Here is a 19116-nt window from a genome sequence, read left to right on the forward strand (position 1 = left end):
AGCAATGTTCAGAGGAGGCCTGACAATCTGGAGGCGCGACATGCTGGTAATGCGCCGGAGCATCTTCTCCGAGCTGCTGGCGGTTACAGCCTATCCCCTCACCCTCTATCTGGCCTTCGGCTTCGGCCTGAAGGGCTATATTGCCGACGTGGAAGGCATCCCCTACCCTCTCTTCATTGCACCGGGGCTGATCTCAATGACCGCCGTCAATGCCGCCTTTACCGAAAGCGCCTGGAGCATGTGGTTCCACCGGCGGGTTCAGCACACCATTGAAGAATACCGGGTAACGCCGATCACCGTCTACGACATCGTCGTCGGCAAGATTTTTTCCGGGTTCTGCCAAGGGGCGATCAAAGGAATGGCCGTGGCCGTGGTCATCTTTCTCCTCACCCCCTTCCGCATGGACTACTCCAATCTCATCGCCTATCTTGTCTACATAGTCCTGGGCTCCATGATTTTTTCCTGTCTCGGCACCGTCTGTGGGACGACCATCGATAAACCGGAGAACATCGGCCGGGTAGAGTCGGTTATTATCGTGCCGCTCATTTTCATGGCCGGCATCTTTTTTCCTCTTTCTTCCTATCCTGCAACTATCCAGCCCCTGATCAGGATTCTGCCCACCACCGCCATCTTCGAAGGGGCAAGGCAGGCTCTGCTGCACGGCGCCCTGGACTGGCAGTACATCATCGTATTGGTAGTCAGCGCTGCTGTCACCTTTGCCGTGGCAGCCGTCACCTTCAACCGCAAGATGTCCGAATAAGGCGAATCTTCTTGAGTTTTAGCCGACTTTCATAGTAAATTCACTTGTTCGCTATCGCAGAGGCTCGACCTCGAACCTCCCCAGGAGATCGTATGGCTGAAGAATTCATCCCTAAATGGATTGCCTGGGAAACAACCCAGAAATGCAACCTTAAATGCGTACATTGCCGCTGTTCATCTGATCTTACCTCGTCGGAAGGTGACTTTACCACCGACGAAGGAAAGAAACTTTTAAAGGAAATAGCAGACTTTTCCAAGCCGGTTGTTGTTCTTTCCGGCGGCGAACCTTTGATGCGCCAGGACATTTTCGAGCTGGCGGGGTATGGCACCTCCCTGGGCCTGCGCATGTGCATGGCGACCAATGGCGCCCTGGTGACCGATGAAGTCTGCCAGAAGATGAAAGAGGCGGACATCAAGATGGTCTCCCTTTCCCTGGACGGCTCAACCGCAGCGGTACACGATAACTTCCGCCAGTGCCCCGGCGCCTTTGACGGTGTCGTCAGGGCGGCAGAGCTGTTTCGCAAGCATGGGCAAAAGTTCCTCATCAATTCCTCCTTCACCAAGCGCAACCAGAATGATATTGCCAACACCTTCAAGGTGGCAAAATCTCTGGGCGCCACTGCCTGGTACATGTTCATGATCGTTCCTACCGGCCGCGGCGAGGAAATCATGAATGAGCTGATTTCCAAGGAAGACTACGAGGAAATCCTGGACTGGCACTATCAGCAGGAGAAGATGGAGGATGACATCCTCATGCGTCCCACCTGCGCTCCCCATTACTATCGCATTGTCCCTCAAAAGGCCAAGGCCGAAGGCTCCAGTTTCGAGCGCCGCAGCCTGACTTTCTCCACCGGCGGTGGCAAGGGATGCATCGCCGCCCAGACCATCTGCCTCATCGACTGCTTCGGCAACGTCAAGCCCTGCTCCTATTTCCACCGCACCGCCGGCAATGTTAAAGAAACGCCATTCCGTGAAATATGGGAAAGCTCCCAGATCTTCAAGGAGCTGCGTAATTTCAAGGACTACAAGGGCAAATGTGGCCAGTGCGAGTATCTGAACGTCTGCGGCGGGTGCCGGGCCAGGGCTGATGCGGTCTACGGCGACTACATGGCAGAAGAGCCGTTCTGCAACTACGTGCCGATCAGGATTCAGAAGCAGTCCGAAAAAAAATAATCTCACCACGAAGGCACGAAGGACCCTAAAAGAGTCATTCGTGCCGCACCATTCTTGCGCTTCTGTTTTTCTTCGTGATCTTCGTGTCTTAGTGGTGAAAGACGTTTTGTATAATAAAAGGAGGGGTTACCATGAATACACGTTTTTTGGATGCCTGCTGGGGCAAGCCTGTCGACCGGACACCGGTGTGGCTTATGCGCCAGGCGGGCCGCTACCTGCCCGATTATATGCGGGTGCGCAGCAAGTGCACCTTTTTGGAACTGTGCAAAACCCCGGAACTGGCCGCTGAAGTGACCATCCAGCCGGTGGATATTCTCGGCGTCGATGCCGCGATTCTCTTTTCCGATATCCTTACTCCGGTGGAGCCCATGGGCATGGCCCTGGATTTCGTCCCTGGCCCGGTGTTCGAACACCCGATCAGGACAATGGCTGACGTGGAAAAGCTGCGTATCCCCCAGATGGAGCAGGATGTTCCCTACGTGCTGGAAACAATCAAGATCCTTCGCCGCGAGCTGGCCAACAAGGTGCCCCTGATCGGCTTCGGCGGTGCTCCCTTCACCCTCGCCTGCTACATGGTGGAAGGCAAAGGCTCCAAGGACTGGGCCACCATCAAGCGGATGATGTATGCTGCCCCTGAGGTCTATGCGGCTCTCATGGAAAAAGTGACCATGATGGACATGGAGTACCTCAATGCCCAGATAAAGGCCGGTGCCCAAGCCATCCAGATTTTCGATACCTGGGGAGGCGTTCTGTCCCCATCCGACTACGAAAAATTCGTTCTTCCCTACACCACCAAGCTGATCAACGGCCTCAACCGGCAAAACGTTCCGGTTATCCACTTTGTCAAGGGAGCCGGCACCATGCTCGACACCGTCAAAAAGGCGGGGGGGGATGTGATGGGCCTCGACTGGCACACAAATCTGGGAAAAGCCCGGGACATTCTCGGTAGCATGGCCGTTCAGGGGAACCTGGATCCCACCGTGCTGTTTGCGCCTAATGATGTCATCGAAAAAGAGGTCAAACGGGTGCTGGATGAGAACGGCGGACGCTCCGGCCATATCTTCAATCTTGGACATGGAATTTTACCGACGGTACCGCCGGAGAACGCCATCCACATGGTGGAATGCGTACACCGTCTTTCGCAGCAATAATGAACGAACAGTCCTGTCTATGCAGGACATAGACAATGTTAAGGAGAAGCCTATGCTGAAAAGAACAGGTATGGTGGCTGCTGGACTGCTGTTGATGACAGGTATTGCCTTTGCCGGCGTGGATGTCAGCGTTAATGTGGGCGTGCCTGCTCCCCGTATTCCGGCCCCTCAGGTGAGAGTGATTGAGAAGGAGACCATCATAATCAAAGAGAAAAAGGGCCATGGAAAACATAAGGGTCACTACAAGGAAAAAGAAGGCAAAAAAAAGCACAGGGGCAAAGACTGAGCTTTTTCATCGAATATGACAGCTTATGCAGGCAAGGCGGGTAAACCCCGCCTTTTCTGTTTCCGCAGCAAAGGAGCTAACCGGTGACAAAGCCTGAAATGCATGACAAAGCAGGTGGCGCAGACATCCTGGCTCTTCTCCATGGCGGCAAGGCCAGCGTGAGGGCTGTCGCTATTCTTGAGGCAACAAAAGGGCTATTGGTGGTTCTGGTCGGCTTCGGCCTTTTCGCCTTGATTCATCGTGATGTTCAGGCAATTGCCGAAGAGGTGGTCCGTGCCGTGCACCTGAACCCGGCCAGTCACCTGCCGAGGGTTTTTCTTGATGCCATGGCCTCGGTCAATGATGCCAAATTGTGGGTCATGGCGGCGTCAGCCATGGCATATGCGATCATCAGGTTCATCGAAGCCTATGGGCTATGGCAACAGCAGATGTGGGCCATATGGTTCGGCATTCTCACCGGCTGCCTCTATCTGCCTGTGGAAGTCTATGAGCTTTTCCTTTCCACTTCACTCCTCAAAATCCTCATGCTTGCCCTCAACCTTCTCATCGTGTTCTGGCTGGCTCTCGTGCGCTGGCAAGCGACCCATAGGGGCAGCAATTGACATCACTGAGCTGGTGATTAGTATTGTTTCATGTGGTTGATTCCCCGCAGGGGGTGAACATGAAAATCTCAGACAGGAAGATGCTGTTGTCCCCCTTATGGCTTCAGACAGCCATAGTCACCTTTCTTCTCGGCTTTGCCGTGCTTGGCTACCTTGCCTTGCGCGTCAGCACCGACCACCCACCAATCCCGCGTCAGGTGCTGTCTGCCGATGGGAGTACCCTGTTTACCGGTGAAGACATCATTAGTGGTCAACAGATCTTCCAGAAATATGGTCTCATGCAATACGGCACCATTTATGGCCATGGCGCTTACCTGGGCCCTGATTTCACCGCCCAGTATCTCCACCATCAAGGTATGGAGATGCTTTCCTTCTATCGCGGGCAGGGGCTTTCCGATGCAGAGGCGCGGGAGCGGATACGTCGGGAGCTGAAGGCGAACCTCTACGATCTGAACACAGGGACATTGAAATATACCAAGGGGCAGGACCAGGCCTTCGGAACCATGGTGGATTTCTACCGTGACTGGTTCGGCACTTCAGGCAACAGCAAGGGCTTGCGCCGACCGGCCATCACCAACGAGGGAGAAATAAAGAGGCTGACCGCTTTCTTTTCCTGGGCGGCATGGACAAGTGCCGCCGTGCGCCCCGACGCCTCATATTCCTATACCAACAACTGGCCGGCCGACCCCCTTGCCGGAAACGAGCCGACAGCGCAGGCCCTTCTCTGGAGTGTCCTCAGCCTGGCCGCGCTCCTTGGCGGCACCGGGGTGGTGCTGTTTCTCTTCGGCCGTTATAAATGGCTTGGCTGGCATGGAGAGGAAGAGCGATTGTCAGAGCGCCGTTTTATAATGCCGGACGAGGTGCGGTTGACACCGGCGCAACGGGCAACTGCCTGGTATTTCTTGGTCGTGGCCGGCCTTTTTCTTTGTCAGGGTCTACTCGGTGGCGTCAATGCCCACTATCATGTGGAATCAGAAGGATTTTTTGGCCTGAAGCTCGACCAATGGCTTCCCTACAACCTGTCACGCATGTGGCACGTGCAACTTGCCCTCTTTTTTGTTGCCTCAAGTTTTTTGGCCATGGGTATTTTTCTCGCACCGATGATTGCCCGCCGCGAGCCCAGGCACCAGGACAAACTTGCCCTGCTCCTTTTTGGGGCATTGGTTGTGGTGGTGGTTGGCAGCCTGGCAGGCGAGGCAGCCAGTATCAAGGATTATATAGGCCTGAATGGACCCTGGTTCTGGATCGGGTCTCAAGGATGGGAGTACCTGGACCTGGGGCGGTTGTGGCAGATGCTGCTGACCATGGGCATGTTTCTCTGGCTGGTTATTCTGGTGCGTGGGCTCAAGGATACACTCCAGGAGGAGCATCCGGGCAACATGCCCTGGCTCTTTCTCTACAGTGCCCTTTCCATCCCGCTCTTCTATGCGGTAGGGATGGCTTTCAGCAAGAGCAGCAATTTTGCCGTCATCGACTTCTGGCGTTTCTGGGTGGTGCATCTGTGGGTGGAGGATTTTCTCGAACTGTTCACCACCATCATGGTCGCCTATATTTTTGTCCTGCTGGGGGTGGTGCGGGCCAGGGTGGCGAATATCATCATCTATATGGATATCATCCTCTATTCAATTGGCGGTGTCATCGGCACCATGCACCATCTCTATTTCAGCGGTGCACCGGCCATACACATGGCGCTGGGCGCGTTTTTCTCGGCCATGGAGGTCATTCCGCTGGTACTCCTAACCTACGAGGCCTGGCGCTTCATGCAGCTGGGGGCCGCGGGGGGCGAGAAGTCCATGTTTGCAACCCCCAGCAGCCAATTTCCACACAAATGGGCGGTCATGTTCCTCATTGCAGTCGGCTTCTGGAACTTTCTGGGGGCCGGAGTCTTCGGTTTCCTCATCAACCTGCCCATCGTCAGCTATTACGAGATCGGTACCCAATGGACAGCCAATCACGGGCATGGGGCGCTGATGGGTGTTTACGGCATGCTGGCAATGGGGTTTTTCATGTTCGTAGCACGGTACTTCATTCCCCGTGACCGTGCCAGCGAGCTGGCAATGAGATCCTCTTTCTGGAGTATGAACATCGGGCTTGCCTGGATGCTCTTCATCAACCTCTTCCCAGTTGGCGTGCTCCAGCTGAATGATGCCCTCACCTACTCCTACTGGCACGCCAGAGCTCCAGAGTTTTTTCAGCAGCCATTGGTCAGGGTTTTTGAATGGCTTCGCTTTCCCGGTGATGCAATCTTCATTGTTGGCGGTATCTTCCCGGTCGTCTACCTTGCGGTGCGGATGTTTATCAACAGAAACAGGCCGGGGGGCCATGGGTGGCAGGAAGAAGGTGAATTTACAAGACTTGCCGGAGGCGAAAATTTAAAAGCTTGAAAAAAATAAATTAAAAAGCATATAATTTCTCGTTAGTTGGGTGACAATAATTACAAAAGCACCTGAGAAAATCGCCTACAGTGGGGGGAATGATGGAAAATTGTGAGTTGCTGGAAAAATGCGTTTTCTTCAACGACAAGATGGGTAACATGCCATCGACTGCCAGTGTCATCAAGATGAGGTATTGCAGGGAAGACAGCAGCGGCTGTGCCAGATATCTGGTGTGCAAGGCCTTGGGCAGGGAAAACGTACCGGCTGACCTGTTCCCCAATCAGGAGGACAGGGCACGCCAGCTGATAGCCTCGGCCAGGTAAAGTTACTTTCGCTTTCACACAGGCAGGCCTGTCGATTTACCCGGCAGGCCTTTTTATTTTGATGATGCGGAATCGGTCAATTCCGCCAGCAGAAGCTCCAGAGCCTTCCGATCAAAGATATAGCTCTCGCGGCAGAATTCACAATCCACCGTTACCTGTTCCTGTTTTTCAAGTATGTCTGATAGCTCCTCCCGACCAAGGGAGAGCAGCACCCGTTCAATTTTTTGCCGGCTGCAGGAGCAGTCGAAGGCCAGGGCACGCCTCTCCAGGATGTCGTAGGGAATATCTGCAAAAAGCAAGGCCAGCAGTTCTTCCGGCTTGCTGCCGTTGCGCAGCAGCTCACTTATGGGGGGCAGTTTGGCTAGGCGGTCCATCAGGGTATCGACTGCAGCATCATCGGCCGGTGGAAGTGCCTGGATGAGAAATCCTCCGGCCGCAGCCACACTGTTGTCGGGTTCCACGTAGACACCCAGACCGATTGCCGAGGGTATCTGCTCCGATTCGGTCAGATAGAGTGCCAGATCTTCGGCAATTTCGCTGGAGAAAAGTTGGACGGTGCCCCGATAGGGCTCCTTGAGCCCAAGGTCCTTAGTGACAGTGAGAAATCCGGCACGACCCAAGGCTCCGGCCACATCCAGCTTACCGTTCTTTTCCGGCAGATGTACATGTGGAGCGCCTACACAGCCGCGAACGGCGCCGTTACTGTCCCCTTCGACCAGGATCTTCTGCAGCGGTCCATTGCCTTCGAACTTGAGTGCCACCCGTTGACCCGTCTTCAGCAGCGCACCGAAAAGTGCTCCGCCGGTCAGTGCTCGCCCCAAGGCAGCGGAAGCTGTCGGCCAGGTGTCATGCCGGCGGCAAAGCTCGTTGACCAGCTCGGTGGTGAGGCAGGCCAGCGCCCGCACCTTGCCGTTTTTGCTGATAATCCTCACCAGATAATCACTCACAGGCATAATCCCAGACGGCCGATCATTTCACCCTCCCTGAAAAGCAACTCCTTGATGGTGAGAAAGTCACAGACCTTGATCCCATTGATGTTATAAGCAAGAAATTTCTGCAGTTCGGGCACCTGGGTCAAATCGCAGGCGATGGTGCCCTCGCAGTAGGAAAGAAATGGAATTTTTTCCACGACTTTCCTCGTGACAAAATCCACATCAACCGGTTTTACCTCTTCAATCTTGAGAAAGATCATCTTCTCCTTTGGCGTAAAAAATATCCGCTCCACGCCAAATCGCGCAGAAAATGGGATGCTGAACGGAATCAGCTTCTTCTTCACCTTGCCGCTGATCTCCCCATAGCCATCATAAAATTTCATGGACAATTCGTGGATTTCCTCGTCCATTGCCCGGGCGATCAACTCCCGATGAAAGTAGTCCTGGCTCACCCTCACTTCCCTGCGGGTTACGATCTCTTTCAGATGCTGATCCTTGATCAGATCAAGCAGGGCCGGATTTTTCAACATGTCGAAGATGCTCATTTTTACCTCTGTTGTGGAGTCTTATAAAGTTGTCAGACAAGGCCGCGGTTGAAGTTGAAATCGGACGTTCCGTTCAGTTCCACTCCCCTGTCGAAGGCATTGATGATCCTGCCATAGTCGGCGGAAGAGATCTGGGAAAGGTCGAGAATGAAGGAGCTGCATCCCATCTCCTTTAGTTTTCCCTTGAATGCGGTCAGGGAAAACATGACATTTGGCGTAACTACTGTAAGACCATCCCTGTTTGTCACCACGTAGCCGTCATTGCGGTCGGAAACCACCGGTACATCGTTGCGCACATCCTTGATGCGGATTTTGGAGGTGATGGCAGGGACGCCGCAATAGGCGATGACGCGCCTTTTGATTGGCACATCGGCAGCCAATAGCTCCGCCATATTTTCCGCATCGTCCTCGATATAAAGTGTTGCCGCGCTGGCACCCAATTCCTGCCATGCCAGCAGCGCCTGGCTGTTAAGGGAGAAAAGCCGGTAATCGGTGGAAATCTCCACAGCATGGCCTGAAAGCAGCTCGAAATGGGAAAGATTCGTTGCCTCGAAGCGGCGGAAACCAAGGCTTGTCAAGGTGGTGACGGCTTCACGAAAAAAGGGTATATCCGCTTCGAAAATGATAAAGGGAAGCTGCCAGATTACCTGCTGTTCCCGCGCCTTAAGCTTGCGGACAAACAGTGGCACCTGATGCATGTTAGCCCTGGACACCGGCATGATCAGTGAGTCGATTCCGTTCTGGTGGAGCAGATGGTAGTCACGGATATGCTCAAGGCGGACAGTGAGTTCCTCCCGACTTGCTTCTTTGGCAGCCTTCCTGCCGGCCAGGGCTTGAAGTGCAGCTTTGCGGTGGCCGCGGGTATGCGCCTTCAACTCCCCTGCCACCTTTTCGGCGAGCCGGCGGTAGAATTCCCGGCGAATTTCCTTTAGCTTAACCGGAGGGATGAGCACGGCCGGGAATCCGGGTGCGGCCAACGAGGCGAGGGTGAAGGCAGTATCACCTGTCTTGTTGAATTGGGCAGTAAGCACGGCCTCCATGTCGGTGGTGCGAGCCTCTTCCAGTTGTCCCAGAGGAAATTCCAGACATTCATTCTTTCCAGCAACCATCGCCTCGATGCGCAAATTATGGTCGACCATCGCCAGTTGCAGTTTGCAGGGCAGCTTGTCCCCCTTGACGGCATCCAGTTTTTTCAGGCAGGCGCTTTCGCTCATGGTGAAGGCCGTTTCCGATGAGACCTTGAACACTGTGTCCCCGATCTTGAAGGGAAATGGCGATGGCGTGGAAACCAGAGCTTTTTCGTGGGCCTGTTTGACCTGTTGTTTGCCAAGGTAAAGTTCCTTGATGGTAAAGGCGCGGCCAGCCATATCGCTTTTGGGTTGTACCCGGATGCGGTCCCCCACGTGCAGCTTGTCCTTTGTTTCAAAGGTGATGCGGTTACCCTGAATGGATTTGATGGCGCCGAGGAACCGGCCGGTAGCGCCTTTCAGGGAAGGGGTGGCGATATCGGTCGGCTGATGGGAGGCGAGAAAGCCCTTGGTTGGCACCCGGCCGAAAGAGAGCTTCAGGAGTTCCTTGGCCGCGGCCACCGCCTCGGCTCGTTTCCGTTCAGGGGCATCCAGAACCTGCCGGTAAGCGCCGACGACACTGGCCACGTATTCGGCGGATTTCATCCTGCCTTCGATCTTCAGGGAAGAGACGCCTGCGTCCACGAGCTGGGGGAGCAAATCGATGCTGGAGAAATCGTTGGTGGAGAAGTAGTAGCCCTCCTTGCCACGGTAGGTATACTGACGGCGGCAAGGCTGGGCGCAACGTCCCCGGTTGCCGCTGTGGCCGCCAAGAAACGAAGAGAAGTAGCATTGCCCGGAGAAGGAGAAGCAGAGGGCACCGTGAATGAAGCATTCAATTTCTGCGGTGGTAGAGTCGGCGATGGCCCTGATCTCGTCCAGGTGCAGCTCACGGGCCAGCACCACTCGCTGGAAACCGAATTTTTCCAGTTGCTTCACCCCCAGGGAATTGTGAATGGTCATCTGGGTGGAGGCATGGAGCGGAATGCCGGGGAAGAAATTCCTGATCAGGCGGGCCGTGGCCATATCCTGCAGGATGACCCCGTCGACCCGCATTTCTTCCAGGGAGGCAAGCACTTCCACCAGGCGCGGCAGCTCTGATTCCTTGACCAGGGTGTTGATGGTGACATAAACTCTGCGTCCCATGCTGTGGGCATAGGCAAGCATCCGCTCCATCTGGGAAAGGGAAAAATTCTTCGCTTTGGCCCGGGCGGAAAAGTCTTGCAGCCCGGCATAAACGGCATCAGCGCCTTTTTCCATGGCGGCGAAAAATGCTTCCAGTGAGCCGGCGGGAGAGAGCAGCTCGGGCTTTTTTCTTGTTTTTTCTACAAAAGACATCCGGTTAGACTACCCGAAGGGGGGAAAAGCGTCAAGTTGAATGAGCCAGTGCATGCCTTGTAATGAAAGGGAAATCTGGTAACCTTTTATACGGTTTTGCCGGAGCATTCCGGCAGGGAGTGCGGGAAGTGAACCCGGGGGATGCGTGCCTGAACAGATCCGCATACTGATACTGGAGGATTCGGAAGAAGATGCAGTCCTCCTGGTCCGTGAGCTCAAAAAGGGGGGCATGGACCTGTCCCATGAAAGGATCGACACCCCAACCGCCCTTGAAAGGGCGTTAGTGCAAAGGACCTGGGATATTATCATTGCCGATTACCGCATGCCCGGTTTCAATGCTGTCGAGGCCCTGGAAATCCTCAGGGGAACCGACATGGATATCCCCTTCATCATCCTGTCTGGCAAGATAGGTGAAGATCTGGCCGTTGCCGCCATGAAAGCTGGCGCCAACGATTATGTCATGAAGAGCAACCTGTCGCGGCTGGTGCCGGCTATCCAGCGGGAATTACGGGAAGCAGAGGAAAGGAAACGGCGGCGGGAAGCGGAAGAGGCACTTAAGAATCAGTTCCGGCAGATTACCGCCATTTTCGATTCGATGAATGCCATGGTTTCTGTGGCTGATATGGAAAGTCACGAACTGTTGTTCATGAACCGTTTCGGCGGCAAACTGGCAGGGGGGGAATGGAAAGGGAAGAAGAGCCATGAAGTCCTGAACTATGACCAGTCCCTCTGTACCAAGGAGACGCTTTTGCGGGACGGTGAGCCTCAGCCACCTTTTGTCTGGGAATACCAGAACCCCATCTCCGGCAGGTGGTATCAGTGTATAGACAAGGCGATTTACTGGCCGGATGGCAGGCTGGTCAGGCTGCAGATAGCAGTGGATATCAGCGAGCGCAAAGAGATTGAACAGATGAAGGACGAGATGATATCGGCGGTAAGTCATGAAATGCGCACTCCCTTGACCGCCATGCTCGGCTTTACCGAATATCTGCTGGAAAATGAGGTCGATCCGTCGCAGCTGAAGAATTACCTGAATACCATCTATAAGGAAACGGCCCGGCTTAAAGAGCTGATCGGCAACTTTCTCGACCTGCAGCAGATTAATGCCAGGATGACAACTTACCGGATGCACCCGCTGGATGTCTGTCTTCTCATCAAGGATGCTGCCGGGCTGTTTGCACTGGATTATGACAGCGGGCGGCTGGTCGTCCAGTGCCCCCGGAATATTCCGCCACTTCAGGGTGACGAGGCGCGGCTTCACCAGGTACTGACCAACCTCATTTCCAATGGCCTGAAGTATTCCCAGGCACCAGCCAGGGTGACGGTCGGGGCTGAAGCGGAGGGAGACCAGGTTGTCGTGTGGGTGAAGGATGAGGGCTGTGGCATTCCGCCAGAGTTGCAGGAAAAGATTTTCGAGAAGTTTTACCGCATAGATAATACTGACCGGCGCCACATAGGTGGCACCGGCCTTGGACTGGCATTGGTTCGGGAGATCGTCGCCGCCCATGGTGGACGGGTCTGGGTGACCAGCGAGGTAGGCAGGGGGAGCACCTTCTTCATCAGCCTTCCCACCGCCGGGTGATTAATCAGTTGTTCTTGGCAGTCCTTTTTTTGCTCGTTTTTCTGCCTTCACCTGCCAGGGAGAAGATGTCGGCCTGGGAAATGCACCAGACCCCCTCTTCCTTTTGCAGCTTGAAGGATTTCGTTACATGGTCGGTGCCTGCCGCCTCCCCTTCCATGCCTACCTTTGCTCTCAGGGTCACGGTATAATCATTTTTCACCGATACCTTTACCTCCTGCATCTTTTCCCAGCAACAGGCAGGTTTTTTGGCGGCTGTGGCGAGTTTGCGAACAAACTGTTCCTTGCTTCCCTTGCCGGCAACGGTTCGGTCGAAAAGCTGGTCATAGCGCCCATCGCGCCAAAGATCAAGGATTTCGCCGAAGCCTTTTTGCGCCTCGGCCTGCAATTCCTCGGCAGAGAGATAGGGTGTCTTTGCCGGGGCGGGACTGAAGCAGGCAAGTGAGAGTATCACAGTGAGCATAAGGATGAATGGCCGCATGGGCACCTCCTCAGGTAAAATTTCGCCAATAATAGAAGAACGGTGGGCACAGGGCAAGGGGAAAAATCGGTCGGCGGACGGAAGACGGAAGACGGAAGACGGCGGTCAGGCGGGAAAAGAGCTCCACCGACCACCGACTGCCGACCACCGACCACCGACTGCCGACCACCGACCACCGACTGCCGACCGTTTTTTAAAGCCGTCTATCTGCTGCTTCGGCAAAAAGCTTCAGCTGGGCCATCATCCTGGCGAACTTTTTCGGTTTCAGGGATTGGGGACCGTCGGACGAAGCACGCTCCGGGTCAGGGTGCACTTCGATGATCAGCCCGTCTGCACCGGAGGCCACAGCGGCATAGGCCATGGGGGCCACATACTGGTAGTGGCCGGTGCCGTGGGAAGGATCGACAATAACCGGCAGATGGGTTTTTTCTTTGAGAACCGGAATAGCGGACAGGTCCAGAGTATTGCGGGTCGCCGTTTCGAAGGTGCGGATGCCTCGCTCGCAGAGGATGACCTTCTGGTTCCCTTCGCTGAGGATGTACTCGGCACTCATGAGGAACTCCTGGATGGTCATGGACATGCCCCGTTTGAGAAGCACGGGCCTGGAGAGCTGGCCGACCTTTTTCAGCAGGGCGAAGTTCTGGGCGTTGCGGGCGCCGATCTGCAGAATATCCGAATACTCAGCGACGAGGTCGGCAGTCTCAGGATTAACTACTTCGGTAACGATCGGCAGACCGGTCAGGTCGCGGGCCTTTGCCAGGAGTTTCAGTCCTTCCTCTTCAAGGCCCTGGAAGGAATAGGGGGACGTGCGGGGCTTGAAGGCGCCGCCGCGCAGCACGTGGGCACCGGCTTCCTTCACTGCCAAGGCTGAAGAGATGATCTGTTCCTCGCTTTCGACGGAACAGGGGCCGGCCATGACCACTATTTCCTTGCCGCCGATACTGAGAGTATCAGTGATGGGAATGATGCTGGTTTCTTTTTTAACTTCCTTCGAGGCAAGCTTGTATGGCTGCAGGATTGGTACGACGCTTTCCACCCCGTGCATGGACTCGATAGACTGAAGCACTGTTTTCCCCCTTTCGTCGCCAACTGCGCCAATAACATCGCGGGTCGCACCATGGATGACATGGGGCTGGTATCCCAGCTCCCTGACCCGCTTCAACACTTCTTCTCTGTCCTTTTTAACTGCTCCGGATTTCATGACAATGATCATTCTTCCTCTCCTTTTTCCCGAAAACAAAAAGGCCGGAGGATCGCCCCCCCGGCCTTGTAAAATGGTACTGCAAATGAAAAAGCCGGGGGTCGGATTCCTGTCCACCCTCGGCTTTCGGTTTTTATTAGTAAAGTTTACTGCTCTCGCCTAATTCGAACCTCTACCCTGGGCAGACGGCCTAAAGAAAAAGCCGCACCAAAAATAAAAGCTGAAAAAGGAAAAATAACTGGTCGTGAGCATGGTTGCTATAATCGCTGAATCTTTTCCGTCATGTCAAGATTTTTTATTGTATAGGTGAAAAAATAGCGACACGGCGAGCTGACAGGCGCAGCTACTTATTTTTGCTGCGCCTTCAACAATTGCCATGTTATAGTTGGACATTCTGTGGAAAGTATTCCAACCAACAAGGAGAGATTCATGAAACAGCCATTGATTCTTGCCGCCGCCGTCCTGATTTCGCTTCTTCCACTTGCAGGGCAGGCAGATGAGGGGCAGAAGCCGATTCATCCTGTCATTTCATCGGCCCGTCCCGGAGCTGAAAAGCCCAAAGAGGCCGAACAGCCCAAGCAAGTTCAGGTGTCGGGAAAAGTCATGCAAACCATGAACGGCGGAGGGTACACCTATATCCTCGTGAAACAGGCTGACGGCAACAAGATCTGGCTGGCCATTCCCCAGACCAGTGTCGAACTTGGCGCCCAGTTGACCTTCAAGCCGGGCATGGAGATGGTCAATCTGCCCAGCAAATCCTTGAATCGCACTTTTGACAGGATCATCTTCTCGGAAGGAATCGTCGATGAGGGGAAAAATGCGAAAAAGGGGACAAAAAAATCACCGGGCAGCAAGGGGGCAATCGCCGTTGCCGAAGGCAAGATAAAGGTGAAGAAGGCGACGGGTGCCAATGCTTACACAGTCGCTGAGCTTTACAAGCTGAAGGGCAAGCTGAACAAAAAGAACATTGTCGTCAGAGGGAAGGTGGTGAGGGTCTCTGCCAACATCATGGGCAAGAACTGGATCCATCTCCAGGACGGCAGTGGCGATCCGAAGAAAGGTACGCATAATCTGGTTGTCACGTCCCAGGCCATGCCGGTCATCGGGGAGGTCGTTACCGCCAAAGGCGTACTCTACGGTGACAAGGACTTCGGCGGCGGATATAAATATGTGGTAATTGTCGAGAAAGCGGAGCTGGAAATCCAGTAACGGCGGTATTGTCGACCAAAGGCCCCCTGTGCTGCAGGGGGCCTTTTTTATACAACTGCGGAAAATATACTCATAAAGGGAGAGCCGGTTTTGCTGGAGCTTCCTTTTCTTCTCATGAGCCGAGTCAGATAAGGCCAAACTCTTTGACAATCAGCCCCCTTTCCGCTACTTTGGCGGGGTGCAAGACATACTCCTCAGCCATGGTTATCCAGCCCTTTTCCTCCTTAGTTTCCTTGCCTCAACTCTGGTTCCGCTGGGTTCCGAATGGCTGCTGGCGATAATGCTCGTCAATCGACATGATCCGGTAGCTACAGTGGCAGTGGCCACTACCGGCAACCTGCTGGGTGCCTGCACCACCTATTGGCTCGGCATTTATGGGGGACCGTGGCTGATCCGCAGGGTGTTGCGGATTAATGAACAGGCAGAGGCGCGGGCAAAGGAATTCTACCGTCGCTATGGTTCCTGGTCGTTGCTTTTTTCCTGGCTGCCGGTAATCGGCGATCCCCTTTGTCTTGCAGGCGGGCTCTTAAGGATCGGCTTCGTCAGATTTTTCGGGTTGGTTTTCCTCGGCAAGTTTTGTCGATACGCTGCAGTGGCATGGCTGACGTTGCAGGGCTCAAAGATAATAACGGGTTAAATGCCTGATTTTGGAGGTTACATGATAACCCGTCGCAAAAAAGTGCTGGCCAACGGCTTGCGGGTCGTGGCGGTGGAAATGCCACACCTGCATAGTGTGGAGATAGCCGTATATATCAGAGTTGGTGGACGTAATGATCCGCAGCAACAGGCAGGGCTGTCACATTTTCTCGAACACATGCTCTTTCGCGGTAATGAGGATTATCCTGCCGGCATAGATCTGGAGGTGGCCTTCGATGCCATCGGTGGTTCCGTCAATGCCGCAACCGATGAAGAGAGCACCTGCTATTTTTCACGGGTCCATCCCCGGCATGTGGAGAAGGGGTTGCAACTGTTCGCCTCCATGCTACTCCGGTCCACGTTGACGGGGCTCGATGTGGAAAAGCGTATCATCACCGAGGAAGCGCTGGAAGATATCAACGATCGCGGCGAAGAGACCAATCCCAGCAACCTGTCGAGCAAAATGATGTGGCCCGGTCATCCCTTGGGAATGCCGACCATCGGATATCTGGAAACCATCAATGCCATTACCGAACAGGACCTGCGTCGCCATCTGGCATCTTTCTATGTGCCGTCCAACAGTGTGGTGGTAGTGGCCGGGGATATCAAGGCAGATCGTATTTTTTCAGCATGTGAAGACGCTTTTGCCGACTGGAGCGGTCAGCCGCTCCCTGCCTTGTTGCGGGCCACTGGGGACCAACACCGGCCGCAGTCCCTGTTCGTCCGGGACGCGGACAGCCAGGTCAATCTACAGATCGCCTTTCGCGGCTTTGCCCGACCCGATCCACGAATCATGACCACAAGGCTGATTCGCCGGATTCTCTGCGGCGGCGGGAGCTCCAGATTGCACCTGCTTTTGCGGGAGAAATTGGGTATAGTCTACTCGGTGGATGCCTCCATATCGGCCTATGATGAAACGGGCTCTTTCGGCATTGAACTGGCGACGGCACCGGAGAACCTGCCGCTGGCGGTACGGGAAATACTCAACCAGGTGAGAAGGCTTGCTGTGGAAGCTGTTGGGGATGAGGAATTGGCGCGAGTCAAGGATGGATACTTCTTCGATCTGGAATACAGCCGCGACTCCACCTATGAGATGCAGGTGCGCTACGGGTGGGGCGAGCTGATGGATATAGTCCGGGAACTTGAAGAGGACCATGCCGAGGCTGCCGCTATCGACGCTCACCAGCTTAAAGAGGCGGCTGCAGCACTGTTTGCCCCTTGCAACCTGAATCTGGTGGCAGTCGGTCCTTTGAAGGCAGGGCTCAAGCGTGAGGTGGAAAAGATACTGCTTGACTATGAGCAGGAATGCACACGGGAGTAGTTATGGAAACAGCGATTTTGATCATGGCCCATGGGAGCCGTATTCCCGACGCCAACCAGGCGGTGCATGAAATAGCCGGCATGGTGAAAAAGATGACCGGGTACGACATCGTCGAGGTCTCATTCCGCGAACAGCATGCCCCGAACATCCAGAAAGGGATCGATGCCTGCGTGGCCAGGGGGGCGGAGCGCATCCTGCTTCTTCCCTATTTTCTTTACCTGGGAGCCCACGTGTTGGAGGACCTGCCGGCTGAATTGGAGGAGGCCAGGCAGCGCCATCCCCAAGTGGAAATGGCCATGGGCAAACATCTGGGGGTTCACCACAAGCTGGCCGAGATAGTCGTGGAACGCATCGCCCAATCCCTTACCGAACAGAGGTGGTACTGATGTCCACCCATCTGCGTCCGGAAGAGATTGAAGCCGAATCTTTCCGCCTGATCGAGGCTGAGGTCGGCCCCCATTCCTGGTCCTTCGAGGAGTGGCAGGTGGTGCGGCGGGCAATCCATACCAGTGCCGACTTCGAGTATTCCAGAAACCTGTTCTTTTCGGCGGCAGCCGTCGTGCGTGGCGTTGCAGCGCTTCGTCGCGGGCTCGGCATCGTCACCGATACCAACATGGCCCTTGCCGGCATCAATCGGGTAAGAAGGGAGCGATTCGGCAACAGGATTTCCTGTTTTGTCGCCGACGCCCAGGTGGCGCGGGCGGCCCAGGCCGAGGGAGTAACCCGTTCGATCCTTGCCATGCGCAAAGGGGCAGCCGATCCGGCCAACGGCATCTTCGTCATCGGCAATGCCCCCACCTCTCTTTTCGAACTGCTGCGCCTGGTGCGGGAAGAAAATTTCAAACCGGCACTGGTTGTCGGCCTGCCGGTCGGTTTCGTCGGTGCCGCTGAAAGCAAGGAAGCTCTCCTTGCCCTGGAGGATGATTACCCGGGAATTCCATTCATTACCAACCGGGGGCGCAAGGGTGGGTCCAATGTGGCGGCGGCAGTGGTCAACGCTTTGCTGATAATGGCAGAGGGGGGTTGATACTCTGATCATGACGCGCGCCTTCCTCAGATCCGGCTATACTACAGGCGCCTGTGCAGCTGCTGCGGCTAAAGGTGCGGCGGAAATGCTGCGTGACGGGCAGGTCATCGACCGGGTGGAAATTATCCTGCCCGGCGGGGAGCTGGTTCCATTCACCCTGCGGAACCAGCAGCTTGGTGACAAATTCGCCTCCTGCTCAGTGATAAAAGATGCCGGTGACGATCCGGACATCACCAATGGCGCCGAAATAAACGTTTCGCTCACCATTGAGCCGGCGCCGCCGGGAACCAAAGGAGAGATTGCCGTTAGCGGCGGGACAGGCATCGGCAAGGTAACCAAGCCGGGACTGGCGGTACCGGTGGGGGAATGGGCCATCAACCCGGTGCCGCGAAAGATGATCCGGGTTGTCATCAACGAGGTTTTTGCCATCCGCTGCGTTCCTTCCCTGATGAAGGTGACAGTAAGTATCCCCAACGGGGAAGAGCTGGCGAAAAAGACACTAAATGCCCGTCTGGGCATTATCGGCGGCCTGTCCATCCTGGGGACCACCGGCATCGTCAAACCCATATCGGCCAAGGCCTGGACCGATACCATCGATGCTGCCATCGATGTTGCCCTGGCCTGCGGCAGCAAAACCCTGATCCTTTCCACCGGGCGTACCAGCGAGCTGGTCGCGGAACGGCACCTGCAGCTGGGAAAACTGACGCAAGAAGAAGCATTCATCATGATGGGGGACCACGTCGGCTATGCACTGAAGACCTGTGCGGCCAAGGGGGTCAGAGAGATTGTCATCGCCGGCCAGTTCGCAAAACTCCTCAAGGTGGCCTGCGGTCACGAGCAGACCCACGTCTCCTCCTCGGAGCTTGACCTGCAGCAGCTGGTTTCATGGCTTGGCCCTGATCCTCGGACCTCAGGGCTGGTACTCCTTGCCCGGCGGGCCAACACTGCCAGGCAAGTGCTTGAAGAATCCGGTAACGATCCCGTGCTGATGGCAGCAGTCTGTGAACGGGTTAAAGGTTTTGCTGCAAGGCTGGTTCAGGAATCGTCCATAAAGGTTTTACTGGCGGGCTACGGCCAGGAAGTGTTATATTTCGGCTGATTTAACGAAGGA

General features: G+C 55.1%; 19 protein-coding genes. 14 read left to right on the plus strand and 5 right to left on the minus strand.

The window, feature by feature from the left end:
* Positions 1 to 4 precede the first annotated feature (4 nt).
* From GEOB_RS00065 to GEOB_RS00095, 7 genes are all read left to right on the plus strand, one after another.
* Complete coding sequence (locus GEOB_RS00065; RefSeq protein WP_012645119.1) at positions 5 to 760, plus strand: ABC transporter permease; 756 nt, start codon at positions 5 to 7, stop codon at positions 758 to 760.
* Positions 761 to 852: 92 nt separating this feature from the next.
* On the plus strand, positions 853 to 1932 hold the full coding sequence (locus GEOB_RS00070; RefSeq protein ID WP_012645120.1) for a radical SAM/SPASM domain-containing protein: 1080 nt from the start codon (positions 853 to 855) through the stop codon (positions 1930 to 1932).
* 131 nt (positions 1933 to 2063) lie between these two features.
* Positions 2064 to 3083 carry a uroporphyrinogen decarboxylase gene (gene hemE, locus GEOB_RS00075; RefSeq protein ID WP_012645121.1) on the plus strand — a complete coding sequence of 340 codons (1020 nt, stop codon included), beginning with the start codon at positions 2064 to 2066 and terminating at the stop codon, positions 3081 to 3083.
* A 52-nt stretch (positions 3084 to 3135) separates the two neighbouring features.
* The gene (locus tag GEOB_RS00080) at positions 3136 to 3369 is read left to right on the plus strand and encodes a hypothetical protein (RefSeq protein WP_012645122.1); all 234 of its coding nucleotides are present in this window, start codon (positions 3136 to 3138) and stop codon (positions 3367 to 3369) included.
* Between the two features lie 83 nt (positions 3370 to 3452).
* On the plus strand, positions 3453 to 3971 hold the full coding sequence (locus GEOB_RS00085) for a DUF2127 domain-containing protein (RefSeq protein ID WP_012645123.1): 519 nt from the start codon (positions 3453 to 3455) through the stop codon (positions 3969 to 3971).
* Positions 3972 to 4030: 59 nt separating this feature from the next.
* The gene (locus tag GEOB_RS00090; RefSeq protein ID WP_012645124.1) at positions 4031 to 6355 is read left to right on the plus strand and encodes a nitric-oxide reductase large subunit; all 2325 of its coding nucleotides are present in this window, start codon (positions 4031 to 4033) and stop codon (positions 6353 to 6355) included.
* 89 nt (positions 6356 to 6444) lie between these two features.
* Positions 6445 to 6669, plus strand: a complete 225-nt coding sequence (locus GEOB_RS00095; protein ID WP_230198996.1) for a hypothetical protein — start codon at positions 6445 to 6447, stop codon at positions 6667 to 6669.
* A gap of 53 nt (positions 6670 to 6722) precedes the next feature.
* On the opposite strand, the gene hslO is transcribed toward GEOB_RS00095, so the two are convergent.
* From hslO to GEOB_RS00110, 3 genes are read right to left on the minus strand one after another with little or no spacing between them, the layout of a single operon-like run.
* Complete coding sequence (gene hslO / locus GEOB_RS00100) at positions 6723 to 7622, minus strand: Hsp33 family molecular chaperone HslO (protein WP_012645126.1); 900 nt, start codon at positions 7620 to 7622, stop codon at positions 6723 to 6725.
* On the minus strand, positions 7613 to 8146 hold the full coding sequence (locus GEOB_RS00105; RefSeq protein WP_012645127.1) for a hypothetical protein: 534 nt from the start codon (positions 8144 to 8146) through the stop codon (positions 7613 to 7615). The genes hslO and GEOB_RS00105 overlap by 10 nt, the downstream gene beginning before the upstream one ends.
* 32 nt (positions 8147 to 8178) lie before the next feature.
* Positions 8179 to 10551, minus strand: a complete 2373-nt coding sequence (locus GEOB_RS00110) for a peptidase U32 family protein (protein ID WP_012645128.1) — start codon at positions 10549 to 10551, stop codon at positions 8179 to 8181.
* A 145-nt stretch (positions 10552 to 10696) separates the two neighbouring features.
* Here GEOB_RS00110 and GEOB_RS00115 point away from each other — a divergent pair, with 145 nt between their 5' ends.
* Positions 10697 to 12133: an ATP-binding protein gene (locus tag GEOB_RS00115; protein WP_012645129.1), complete on the plus strand. Its 1437-nt coding sequence runs from the start codon at positions 10697 to 10699 to the stop codon at positions 12131 to 12133.
* A gap of 4 nt (positions 12134 to 12137) precedes the next feature.
* Here the strand turns inward: GEOB_RS00115 and GEOB_RS00120 are convergent, their stop codons facing one another.
* Positions 12138 to 12611, minus strand: a complete 474-nt coding sequence (locus GEOB_RS00120) for a hypothetical protein (RefSeq protein WP_012645130.1) — start codon at positions 12609 to 12611, stop codon at positions 12138 to 12140.
* A gap of 193 nt (positions 12612 to 12804) precedes the next feature.
* Positions 12805 to 13824, minus strand: coding sequence for a 3-deoxy-7-phosphoheptulonate synthase (gene aroF / locus GEOB_RS00125; protein WP_012645131.1), 1020 nt, complete (start codon positions 13822 to 13824; stop codon positions 12805 to 12807).
* Between the two features lie 417 nt (positions 13825 to 14241).
* On the opposite strand from aroF, the gene GEOB_RS00130 reads away from it, so the two are divergent.
* From GEOB_RS00130 to GEOB_RS00155, 6 genes are all read left to right on the plus strand, one after another.
* Positions 14242 to 15021, plus strand: a complete 780-nt coding sequence (locus GEOB_RS00130) for a hypothetical protein (protein WP_012645132.1) — start codon at positions 14242 to 14244, stop codon at positions 15019 to 15021.
* 178 nt (positions 15022 to 15199) lie between these two features.
* The gene (locus GEOB_RS00135) at positions 15200 to 15658 is read left to right on the plus strand and encodes a YqaA family protein (RefSeq protein ID WP_012645133.1); all 459 of its coding nucleotides are present in this window, start codon (positions 15200 to 15202) and stop codon (positions 15656 to 15658) included.
* 21 nt (positions 15659 to 15679) lie between these two features.
* The gene (locus tag GEOB_RS00140; RefSeq protein WP_012645134.1) at positions 15680 to 16978 is read left to right on the plus strand and encodes a M16 family metallopeptidase; all 1299 of its coding nucleotides are present in this window, start codon (positions 15680 to 15682) and stop codon (positions 16976 to 16978) included.
* A gap of 2 nt (positions 16979 to 16980) precedes the next feature.
* Positions 16981 to 17364, plus strand: coding sequence for a sirohydrochlorin chelatase (locus GEOB_RS00145; RefSeq protein ID WP_012645135.1), 384 nt, complete (start codon positions 16981 to 16983; stop codon positions 17362 to 17364).
* Positions 17364 to 18005, plus strand: a complete 642-nt coding sequence (locus GEOB_RS00150; protein WP_012645136.1) for a precorrin-8X methylmutase — start codon at positions 17364 to 17366, stop codon at positions 18003 to 18005. Before GEOB_RS00145 ends, GEOB_RS00150 begins: the two co-directional genes overlap by 1 nt.
* Before the next feature lie 10 nt (positions 18006 to 18015).
* Positions 18016 to 19104: a cobalt-precorrin-5B (C(1))-methyltransferase gene (locus tag GEOB_RS00155; protein WP_012645137.1), complete on the plus strand. Its 1089-nt coding sequence runs from the start codon at positions 18016 to 18018 to the stop codon at positions 19102 to 19104.
* Positions 19105 to 19116 lie beyond the last annotated feature (12 nt).

The organism is Geotalea daltonii FRC-32 (assembly GCF_000022265.1).
In the GTDB taxonomy this organism is placed as follows: Bacteria; Desulfobacterota; Desulfuromonadia; order Geobacterales; family Geobacteraceae; genus Geotalea; species Geotalea daltonii.

Excerpts from the sequence above, each read along its gene's own strand:
- GEOB_RS00065 (WP_012645119.1), top strand. The coding sequence starts at position 5 with ATGTTCAGAGGAGGCCTGACAATCTGGAGGCGCGACATGCTGGTAATG.
- GEOB_RS00070 (WP_012645120.1), top strand. The coding sequence starts at position 853 with ATGGCTGAAGAATTCATCCCTAAATGGATTGCCTGGGAAACAACCCAG.
- hemE (WP_012645121.1), top strand. The coding sequence starts at position 2,064 with ATGAATACACGTTTTTTGGATGCCTGCTGGGGCAAGCCTGTCGACCGG.
- GEOB_RS00080 (WP_012645122.1), top strand. The coding sequence starts at position 3,136 with ATGCTGAAAAGAACAGGTATGGTGGCTGCTGGACTGCTGTTGATGACA.
- GEOB_RS00090 (WP_012645124.1), top strand. The coding sequence starts at position 4,031 with ATGAAAATCTCAGACAGGAAGATGCTGTTGTCCCCCTTATGGCTTCAG.
- GEOB_RS00095 (WP_230198996.1), top strand. The coding sequence starts at position 6,445 with ATGATGGAAAATTGTGAGTTGCTGGAAAAATGCGTTTTCTTCAACGAC.
- hslO (WP_012645126.1), bottom strand. The coding sequence starts at position 7,622 with ATGCCTGTGAGTGATTATCTGGTGAGGATTATCAGCAAAAACGGCAAG.
- GEOB_RS00105 (WP_012645127.1), bottom strand. The coding sequence starts at position 8,146 with ATGAGCATCTTCGACATGTTGAAAAATCCGGCCCTGCTTGATCTGATC.
- GEOB_RS00110 (WP_012645128.1), bottom strand. The coding sequence starts at position 10,551 with ATGTCTTTTGTAGAAAAAACAAGAAAAAAGCCCGAGCTGCTCTCTCCC.
- GEOB_RS00120 (WP_012645130.1), bottom strand. The coding sequence starts at position 12,611 with ATGCGGCCATTCATCCTTATGCTCACTGTGATACTCTCACTTGCCTGC.
- aroF (WP_012645131.1), bottom strand. The coding sequence starts at position 13,824 with ATGATCATTGTCATGAAATCCGGAGCAGTTAAAAAGGACAGAGAAGAA.
- GEOB_RS00130 (WP_012645132.1), top strand. The coding sequence starts at position 14,242 with ATGAAACAGCCATTGATTCTTGCCGCCGCCGTCCTGATTTCGCTTCTT.
- GEOB_RS00140 (WP_012645134.1), top strand. The coding sequence starts at position 15,680 with ATGATAACCCGTCGCAAAAAAGTGCTGGCCAACGGCTTGCGGGTCGTG.
- GEOB_RS00145 (WP_012645135.1), top strand. The coding sequence starts at position 16,981 with ATGGAAACAGCGATTTTGATCATGGCCCATGGGAGCCGTATTCCCGAC.
- GEOB_RS00150 (WP_012645136.1), top strand. The coding sequence starts at position 17,364 with ATGTCCACCCATCTGCGTCCGGAAGAGATTGAAGCCGAATCTTTCCGC.
- GEOB_RS00155 (WP_012645137.1), top strand. The coding sequence starts at position 18,016 with ATGACGCGCGCCTTCCTCAGATCCGGCTATACTACAGGCGCCTGTGCA.